Raw genomic sequence first — 9,611 nt, forward strand, 5'->3', positions numbered from 1 at the left:
CTAACTAACTAAGGGTTCTCCCGCTCCCCGATGGACCACCGACCGCTTTGGATCGCGGGCAGGACTTCCTTTTCGGCGAACTGCACGTCTTCGGGAAAATCAATCTCCGTCCACGGAATTCCGGTGATGTCCTCGTGCCCAAACCGGCCTGCCAGAACGAGCGCCCGCAACACGTCATCGTACGATTCACGTCGGAGTTGTCCCGTGGTGCGCTTCTGAGTTTCTCCGACCAACAGCGGAAGCTCCGCGGCGCTGACCTTGAAGAAGCCGACTGATTCGCCCACGAAATCAGAGGTGCCCTTCCATTTTTTCATGAAATCAATCGGCCTGCCCTGTCGGACCGGCACCAGCACGGGGTCGTCGTCATCCGTCGAATAATTGCGGTCCAACAAGAGCGCAGAGGGATGCTTCGACTGCACGAGGCGGCGCAGCATTTCGCCCGGGTAAAGCACGTCGCCGTCGAGCAGCAACACGGGCGGTTCGGCCTTCAGAACTTCCGGCAGCGATACTGCAAAACTCAACACGCTGCCTTCGGTAAAGTCAGGATTGACGATTTCCTGGATCTCAACTCCGTAGCGCTGGCGCAACGCGACCATAGCTGCTCCGACCAGCTCGTGCTTGTAACCCGTGACAACGACCAGGCGGCGCACGCCGGTTTCCGAGAGCCGTTGGACGTGCCATTCGAGCAGCGTTTTGCCGCCAAACTGAATCAAGATTTTGGGGCGTTCGGCAAAAGCGGCTCCCAATCTCAGGGCGCGCCCAGCGGCGTAAATAAAGGCAGAGGTCATTTGGTTTCTGAAGTAACTGAGGTGCGGCCAAACAAAGTGCGAAAGTTCATTTCTTCCGAATAAGCAAACAACAATCCAAGCACCGCGAAGACCACTTCCCGGCCCCGCCGCAAGATTGCATAGGCAAAGGCCAGCGAATCCGGAACGGCCACGGCGCGGCACAGCAGGACAATACCCGATTCTTGAAATCCAAGCGCGCCCGGCACGACGGCTCCGGAGATCTTCGCGATCCCGACGAAGGCTTCAATCACGATCGCCTGGCTCAGGTGAAGCGGGATCCCCAACAGCGCCGCAATGACCAGAACCTCCACCGCGCCCAGAATCCATCCCAGGAAATAGAGCGCGATGCTAAGGCAAAAGTGCTTTCGATCCTCCCGGTAGAATTCGAGAATTCGTGCATCGATCAGGCGCAGCTTATCGGTCTTCCCCCGGACCGATTTCAAGTGGATGCCGCATTTCTCCAGAATCCGCAGCGCCGCGGAGAACGGCCCAACTCTCTGCAGCCAGAGCAGTCCAGCGACTCCCAGCACAAGGGCCGTGATGACGCCGATCGCCGCGATTTGCACGCGCGACTCGCTCGTCTTGATCAGGGCCAGCGCGCACGCGGCCAGGGAGAGAAATGCAATCTGGCCCACGGTCTGCGCGGTTTTGCCCGCCACGACGCTGGTTGCGCCGATGGCAACCGCCACGTCCCGCTTGCTCAGCAAGTAAACCTTCAACGCCTCGCCCCCGATATAAGCCGAAGGGATGACATTGTTGACGGCCTCCCCGGCCCAACGAATTCGAAGCAAGGTCATGAAAGGCAGACAATGTTGCGCCTTCGCTCCGAAAGCAAATTGCCAGCCTCGGGTGTCGGCCAGGTAAACAACCCCATAGGGGAGCAAGATCAGCGGAGCGAACCAGCCTAAGCGCGAGAACGCAGCCATGATTTCGCCCGGTTCCGCCCGGTGGATGAACCACCCCAGCAGCCCGAGCCCCAACGCCAGCAACAGCGCGCGCAGAATGAACTTCATGGCTGGACCGATCCCTTCGTTTCGCCGCGCCGGGCTGCCGCCCACTGAACCAATAACGCCGCGATCCAGAAGACATGAACCCCGATTCCTGCCATCCAGAGAAACCAGCTCAGTTTGTCGAAGCAGGCCAGCGCAAGGACCAACACCGAAAAATCCCGCGATGTGGCTTGATCGATCCGCTGCTGCCATCGCGTGAGCGCCTGGTCCCTGAGCGCGAGCATCCCCCGCATCACGACCAGGAACGAAATCACAGCGCCCGTTATCGCACTGGCGCCGAGCCGCCAGGCGTCCGAACCCAGCGCAGCTTTGGACGCGCCCATCGCGATCGCGCCAAAAACCGCGAGGTGCACAATCTGATCCCCGACAAGATCGATCCATTTCCCGATTCGGGATTCCTTAAAAACCATGCGCGCGATATCGCCATCGATACAATCCACGATGGCGGAAATTTGAAACAAGATGCCGCCCACAACGCCGGCCACATATTGGCCCAGCGCGAATTGATAGGCGGCGGCCAGCCCGATTGCCACCGAGAGCAACGAGACTTGATTGGGTGTCACGGGCGTGTGAACTAAAATCTTCGACAAGCCCCGGCCTACCGGCCGATTGAAATAGACATCAACCATCCCATCCGAATCGCTTACGAGTGAATCCCAGAGCAAGCGCTCGGCCCGTTGGGCGGTGGCAACATCGCAAACGCGCGAAGCGATTCCCTCGGCGCAGACATGGTCACAATCCTGGAGAAGGCTATCCATGGTGAAACCGGTTGCGTCCCCTGCCCTCCCCTGCCCTTCGAGCCATTGATCTGTCAATTTCGAGATCAAGTCCGGTGCGACCACGCCAAATGGCAAGAGCTCGCCTTCGCGGGTTGTCAGGCGGGTGTTGTTTCGAATCGCCTTCCGGACATCGCCCGGCTGGACCAACAGTTCGCAAACGGCGACGAGTGTGGGTTCGTTGGCTGGTCGGGCTTGCTGACCGGCCTCAAACTGAATTTCCCAGGCGCGCGTGCGCTTCAAAGCGGGGAGTTCGCCCGGGCAAAGCACCTGAATGGATCGACAACCCGCGCGATGAAGGGTGACGATCAATCGATCCAGCAGGGATAACGCTCCGACCTGGAGCGCGCCGGCTTGCGGATCACAAAGAATGAGGGCGGGAATGGATCGATCCGTCATCGGGCGATCATTCGTTTCTCTGGGAAGTTTTTTCGTTCGCTTGACGGCTCAGGCGAACGCCGTGGGACAAAGCGAAATAACCCTCAGCCTTTGCCACGGCGATCCCGGTCAACTCCTCCCCTGCCCTGCTCAAAGTGAATTCAAGCGTGACCGGGCCGGGATAGCCTTCTTGCGCTCTCAGCACACCGCGCATCTGACCCTTCAGCACTCGATTGACGAACGAAACATCCCGCAGCGGAACCGCGAGACGCTTCGCGAGCCTGACGGCGGCGTTTCCGTCTCCCGCTACGCTCAACACCATCGGAATGTCTTCTTCCCAATGAGCCAATGTGCCGTTCCATTCTCCGACGAATGCGTCCGGCTTCCGTTCCACGTTTTCCTCCTGGACTTTTGCTCCTGGCTCCTCGCGTCCGTCGGGAAACAACGCGCGCGTGAGCTGCTCGGCAACCTTTCCAAGCACGTCCACCCCGCTCGCGTTGATCAGAACCACAAAACCTGCGTTGTCGTCGGGAAACCCGCGAATCCTCGTCGCAACCCCTGGCATGCCGCCGGTGTGTTCAATAAAAGCGTGTCCCCGTGCGGAGCCAACCGCCCACGCCACGCCAAATCCGGCATCGGGTTTCGCGGGGTTTCTAGGCGCTGTGACCTTCCGCATCGAGCGGACGGTTTCCTCCTTCAGCAACCGACGGCCCTCGACGGAGCCTCCGTTGAGATGCAGCCTGAGAAAGCGGCTAAGGTCATTTGCGCTGCTCCAAATAGCGGAGGCGCCATTGTGATCGAATCGATACGGCGGCACTCGAAGGAAGCGGCCCGCCAAATCGAGTTGATACTGGCGCGTCGCATGGGATTCCAGGCCGGTTCGAACGCGGTCCGACGTGTGGGACATGCCGATCGGATCATAGACGTTCTTCTCCATGAATTGAGTCCAAGGCGCGCCCGCCACGACTTCGGTGATGTAGTCCAAAATTCCAAAAGCCAGGTTGCAGTATTCAATGCGCGCGCCGGGCGGAGTGTGTGAAATTCCATAGCGCCGGATCACTTCGTCGCGCGAGAGAGGCGGGACGTTGTCGTAGTAAAAATTGTAGTGCACCTGCATCCCGGACGTGTGGTTGGCCAACCGTCGGAGAGTAATATCCCGCTCCGATCCTTGAGTGGCGCGAAGTTTGGGTCCAGGAAGGTAATCGTTGGCAGGTTTGTCCAGATCGATTTGCCCGCGGTCGGCCAGCACCATAAGGCCGGTCGCGGTGATAGGTTTCGACACCGACGCCAGAAGGTAAATGCTGTCCGCCGTCGCGGGACGCTGCGTTTCCAAATCCGCGTAACCGAATCCTTCGGCCCACACTAAGCGGTCGTGCTTGACCACGGCAACTGCCACCGAAGGCGCGCGACCCTCCGTAATTCCCTGGCGGATCAATTCTCGAACGCCGGAGAATTCCGCAGAGCCGACAATCTCCGCCGCCTCTAGGGAAAGATCTGCGAACAGCAGCATGGCGCAAAAGTGCCTGAGCATAGTCTTTAGCAATCTGTCTCGATGATTTCGTGAAACCGAATCGCGAGTGAGCCAAGGCTACCAGAGTCAAAAAGGAATACTCATCAAAAATCACTCCGTACTGTAGAGCAGGCTTTCCAGCCTGCTGGTTTGGGCGACTTTCCAGTCGCCCGGCGGACGCGCAGACAGGGTATGTCGCGACAGGAATGCCCGCGCCACGGTTCCTTCACTCCATCCGCGCACGCGAGCTTAAACGCTTTTACGTGTTTAGCGTGGTAGGGCATCGCTGCCGCGATGCCGTGCGTCGCACGCGACGAGCGAAGCGATGTCGGCGCCACGGTCCGCGGCCCGCTTTTCGCGTGGCAAGTTTTCGCGAAATAAGCGGCGGCGCGGCAGCGCCGCCCTACCATCGCTAAACACATACAAACGGTTTGTCTTTAGCCATCCTCCATGCCAGCGAAAGCTTCCGACGAGTCGGGAGCGGAAGCGCCTGTCCACGCTTTTCCCTCACCCCAACCCTCTCCTGCTGGGATGGGTGTATTGGCTTCAGTCAACGGGAGTAGCGAAGAGCGCGGCGGGAGTTTCGCTCTACCCGTGGGAGTGATTGCTCAACGCAGCAACCGTCGAATCGCGCCTAACAGCACGCCTTCGACTTCCGGAGCGACGTTGGAGGATTCCGGCCGCGTCTCGTAGCCGCCTTCCTCATAGGCGACTGCGGTGCCGATGTACCACGGCGCGTAATCGCCATACGCCGCCAAGGCCACAAACAGATCCGGCCGTTCCTGCTTCGCGGCCAGTTGGTATTCTACGAACAATTCACCGGGCAAATGCAGAATGCGCGCGCTTCCCAAACTCAGACAAGCGATGTCAATTCGATGCCCGGCCTGGCAACGCCGAAGCCAGGCCAGCTTGGTCGCGGCAATTTGCGCAGCCGGCGCTCTTTCCGCGCCCTTCAATTGCGCTTCAAGCTCAGCGCCCGCGAGATGTTGAGCCGGAGGAAGCGCGACCGACTCGATGGTCCAGCTCACGTCCGCGGTGGTGATCGGCTGGCGGTGGGTTTTCTCCCAGGCGCGGCGCATGCCGTCCGCAAGGCGTTCTGCCAGCCGCAACCGGTTCTCCGGCGAGCCGTCATTGTATTTGCCGACCCCAATGTTCCCGCCGGCGCCGTTGAAATGAACGTGCAATGCGGCCGGGACCGTCATCTGCCGAAGGAATCGGGCGATTCCCGGAAAGTCCGGATTGGGAATTCCGGTCCGGTAATAACTCTGCGGATGCGTGGCGTAGTAGCTCAACACCGCCACGGGCCTTTCACCGTTCCAGAAGCTCACCAACGAGACGCTGGGATCAATCGTTCCCTCCGGTTCAGCGCGAATCGCCGCATCCGGCGTCGCGGTCCAGCGCACGGCGCGCACTTTGCCATCCGGGCCGAGGATGCGGCGATTCGAGGCCACCTTTTCCACGCGCGCTTCGCCCAGGCTGAGATGCGTCACGGCTTGCGCACGAGGCAACGATTCACGCACGGCGGTTTCGAGATTGGAAAGGACCTGGCGTTGGAAGCGGCTGTCGTATTGGCGAGCATCGAGCCCCGCCTCTTTCAAAATGCGTTCGGCGGAGAAATCGCAATCCGGCGCGTCGTGCTGGTGCAACGTGTGAACCGCAACTCGGCGGGGCGACGTGCCGGCCGCTCGCGCCAGTGCAGTCCGAAATTCATCATTCCCTTCGTTGGCAATGCCGATCCAGTCGATGGCGCAGAGCACGATCGGCTCCCCTGCCCCGCTCAGAACGACGCCCCGGGCGCGAAGGCCGAGCTCCCACCGGTTCGTCACCGGATCGTAAGCCATCATGGAACCGACCGGCGGCGTCGCATCGATGTCGAATGTGGCCAGCCGTAAAGCTGACTCGGCGTCACGTCCCGGAGTTTGAGGTTCGGCACTGAAGGATGGAGCAACGAAAAACAGAATGACGGCAACGCAAAGGAGCATTGGGTTCAGCATACGCGCAGCATAAATGCTGGAATCTCTCTGCGCCAGCGTGGACGCACGGCGGCAGTTGCTCTTAACGCCGGCTCCGGCAAGTTGGGAGGTCTCCCGACCTCGCGGTTCACAAGGCAGGAATGCTTCGGATTGGTTGTCCCAGACACCACTGAATTGCTAAATTGGTATCCCCTCAGTTAACGACGGTGGAGCGACGCTCCTGCGGAGCCTTTCTTCGATGGCCTTGGCTCGGCAGGAGCCTCGCCCGACCCTCAACTGAGGGCATACTATTGCAGCCCGAATCCCATTGACTCAGCTTTCGCTTTCCAGATGATTCCGCGCGTATGGAATGGATCAGCAACCCTGAAATCTGGATCAGCCTCGTCACGCTGACGCTTCTGGAAATTGTCCTGGGGATCGATAACATCATCTTCATTTCGATCCTGGCGGGCAAACTGCCGCACGATCAACAAGAGCAGGCACGCAAGCTCGGATTAGGCCTGGCGCTCATCACGCGCGTGCTTTTGCTTTTCGGCTTGTCGTGGGTCGTGAAGCTGGAGAAGCCGTTCTTCACCACACAAGTTCTCTCCTATACACTCGCCGTTTCGGGCCGCGACTTGATTCTGATCTTGGGCGGTCTATTTCTCCTCGCCAAGAGCACCTATGAAATCCACGAGAAACTCGAAGGCGAAGACGGCGAAGTCACCAAGAAACTCGCGCCCAATTTTGCCGGTGTCATCTTCCAGATCATGTTGCTTGATCTCGTTTTCTCGCTGGACTCAGTCATCACGGCGGTGGGCATGGCGAATGTCATCTGGGTCATGATCACCGCCGTGATTCTGGCCATGATCGTGATGCTGGTGTTCGTGAATCACATCGGCGATTTCGTCGAACGGCACCCGACGATTAAAATGCTGGCGCTGAGCTTCCTGATCTTGATCGGCGCGATGCTGGTGGCGGAAGGCTTTCACAAAGAAATCCCGAAAGGCTACATCTACTTCGCCATGGCCTTTGCCGTCGGCGTGGAGATGTTGAACATCAAAATGCGCGCCAAAGCCCAGCGGGTGCAACTCCACCAGCCTTACCGATAAACTCAGAGCGTGTTTAGAATTGGACAGGACCCGCCGAATTTGGAACCACGGTCTCAGCTTTTCTTGAGCAATTCTGCGGCCCAGGCGGCATCTTCGGGTCGAAAGGAAGGCTGGAGTTCCGACGCATAATCGAGATCGTCATAGCGTCCGGCGGCGTACACTCGGTCCCTCAGCGACTGCAAATCCAGTTTCACCCGCGGCTCGTGTTGGCGAAGCGGAACCGGGAGCCCAGGCAGCCGGTCGCGCAGTGGCATCGGATAAAGTTCGCGGCTCTTCCGTTTCCAGCCGGGGCTTATGCAAGCCAGATAGTCCCAGCGATGCGCCGATGGAATTTGGTCCACCGGCAACGCCAGCACTCGTTGGCCAGCGCGGACTAGATCGATCTCGACCAGGCTGGCATCGGTTCGGAGCACTTCCGCCTGTTTTTCCAGATACTTCTCTTGTCCGGCGCCGCCGCATTTGTTCGAAGGACTCAGAAACTCGATCACCGTGATCAATTTGCCTCCACCCTTCTCCCGAATTTCAAGAAAACCCTCTGTTACGAGCGAATCGGACACTTCAAAAATCAACGGCTCGGCGACCCCGACTTCCCCGACCGATGCAAAAGGCGGCGACGGCTCGTGCATCTCCGAGATGGAAACATCCGGAATGACTGGTCGGACTCGGCCCGGCTCGCGTTCGACAAAAACGCGCTCCTCGACCCGCGCGCGCAAATCGGCCGGCAGGTTTGGTTGCAGCGTGTCGCAGGCGTATTGGACGAGCCTGTGATGCACGTCACCCCAATGTTTCTCCAGGAACGGATCCATGCCCGGAAACGGACTCTTCATGCTGAATACTCTAGCGGACAAACCGTGGAAGGCGAATACCTTTCTGAGGCTAACGTGCCGCAAACGTGCTGCTGTTGACCATTCTGTTCGAATGAGGATGGACGAGGCCGAAGCGGCTTTCGGGGATCAAGACCCAGCGGTGCCGAATACTCCCCTCGTATCCGCGCAATCCGTGTAATCCGCGGTTCATTGGGCTGACAGTGTCAGTTTGAGGGATGGACAAGAATCTGTGGCCGAGTATCCTCTTCGAGTGCGAAGTGAGACAGCGCGAGATGACACAGCACAAAACCGCTAGAAAACATGAAGAAACAAATCTTTATTTCCTTTGTCCTTTCTGGATCCGTAATGTTGCTCACGGGCCTCACAGCCCACGGACAGACCGCCGGAGAGGCTGTTCGGGATCATTACATTGTAAACATTGGCGCCGGGCTCGAATCCCAACGCCATCGCAGCTAATCACGGCCTGTCACCGACATTCATTTACGGGACCGCATTAAGCGGCTTTGCCGGGTTTGTCCCACCAGGTCGCCTCCGAGCGTTGCAGAATGATCCGAGAGTTATGGCTGTGACTCCGGATCGCAGCGTTTCCGTCCTCGGAAAGCCGAGCGGAGGCGGATCGGGCACGACGACGCAAGTCGTTCCTGCTGGTGTTAACCAGATTGGAGCCTATCCAGCGCCTCAAGGGTTCACGGGCGCGGGAATTGGCGTAGCCGTCGTCGATACAGGAATCGATCTGAACCATGCTGATCTCCAAACCGCCACGCAAGGCCCGATCAATCTGTTCAGTGCGTTCGGTTCTTCGGCGCAAGACGACAATGGGCATGGAACTCACGTCAGTGGGACGATTGCGGCGCGGCACAATATCCGAGATGTGGTGGGCGTTGCTCCGAATGCGACGCTCTACGCGGTAAAAGTTCTCGATGCTTCAGGGAACGGAAGCGACTCTTCGGTGATCGCCGGCCTCAATGCCGTTCTGAATGCCAATGCCTTGACCCCAACAATCCATGTGGTGAACATGAGCTTGGGCAGGCCCGCGAGTGCTAACCCTACTGACGACGCACCGATGCGCACCGCAGTGCAGAATCTGTACAAGGCCGGAATTACCGTCGTTGTGGCCGCTGGCAACGATTGCAACCTCGAGGTCGCACAGCAAGTTCCGGCGGGCTTTCCCGAAGTGCTCGCCATTGCGAGCACCACCGCGAAAGCCGGAACCAAGAACAAATTTGGTCAACAAATCCTCGCGGACACCGAATCATAT

General features: G+C 59.0%; 8 protein-coding genes. 2 read left to right on the forward strand and 6 right to left on the reverse strand.

Annotated elements, in window-relative coordinates; translation table 11 throughout:
- Nucleotides 1-8: 8 nt before the first annotated feature.
- The 5 genes from FJ398_22055 to FJ398_22075 all read right to left on the reverse strand — a co-directional run bounded on the left by FJ398_22055 (nt 9) and on the right by FJ398_22075 (nt 6,348).
- The gene (locus FJ398_22055; protein ID MBM3840592.1) at nt 9-788 is read right to left on the reverse strand and encodes a phosphocholine cytidylyltransferase family protein; all 780 of its coding nucleotides are present in this window, start codon (nt 786-788) and stop codon (nt 9-11) included.
- Nucleotides 785-2,179 carry a flippase-like domain-containing protein gene (locus tag FJ398_22060; protein ID MBM3840593.1) on the reverse strand — a complete coding sequence of 465 codons (1,395 nt, stop codon included), beginning with the start codon at nt 2,177-2,179 and terminating at the stop codon, nt 785-787. Before FJ398_22060 ends, FJ398_22055 begins: the two co-directional genes overlap by 4 nt.
- Nucleotides 1,798-2,973 carry a CDP-alcohol phosphatidyltransferase family protein gene (locus tag FJ398_22065; protein ID MBM3840594.1) on the reverse strand — a complete coding sequence of 392 codons (1,176 nt, stop codon included), beginning with the start codon at nt 2,971-2,973 and terminating at the stop codon, nt 1,798-1,800. Before FJ398_22065 ends, FJ398_22060 begins: the two co-directional genes overlap by 382 nt.
- Before the next feature lie 7 nt (nt 2,974-2,980).
- Nucleotides 2,981-4,483 carry a beta-lactamase family protein gene (locus tag FJ398_22070; GenBank protein MBM3840595.1) on the reverse strand — a complete coding sequence of 501 codons (1,503 nt, stop codon included), beginning with the start codon at nt 4,481-4,483 and terminating at the stop codon, nt 2,981-2,983.
- A gap of 587 nt (nt 4,484-5,070) precedes the next feature.
- The gene (locus FJ398_22075; protein ID MBM3840596.1) at nt 5,071-6,348 is read right to left on the reverse strand and encodes a hypothetical protein; all 1,278 of its coding nucleotides are present in this window, start codon (nt 6,346-6,348) and stop codon (nt 5,071-5,073) included.
- A gap of 431 nt (nt 6,349-6,779) precedes the next feature.
- Between FJ398_22075 and FJ398_22080 the strand changes: the two genes are divergently transcribed.
- Entirely contained in the window at nt 6,780-7,526 is a 747-nt protein-coding gene (locus tag FJ398_22080) for a TerC family protein (protein MBM3840597.1), read from the forward strand.
- Nucleotides 7,527-7,579: 53 nt separating this feature from the next.
- Here the strand turns inward: FJ398_22080 and FJ398_22085 are convergent, their stop codons facing one another.
- A complete protein-coding gene (locus FJ398_22085) occupies nt 7,580-8,353 on the reverse strand; it encodes a DUF4058 family protein (protein ID MBM3840598.1) in 774 nt (257 codons plus the stop codon).
- 559 nt (nt 8,354-8,912) lie between these two features.
- On the opposite strand from FJ398_22085, the gene FJ398_22090 reads away from it, so the two are divergent.
- On the forward strand, nt 8,913-9,611 hold a 699-nt coding region (locus tag FJ398_22090; protein MBM3840599.1), incomplete at its 3' end, for a hypothetical protein.

Source organism: Verrucomicrobiota bacterium, assembly GCA_016871535.1.
GTDB lineage: Bacteria > Verrucomicrobiota > Verrucomicrobiia > Limisphaerales > SIBE01 > VHCZ01.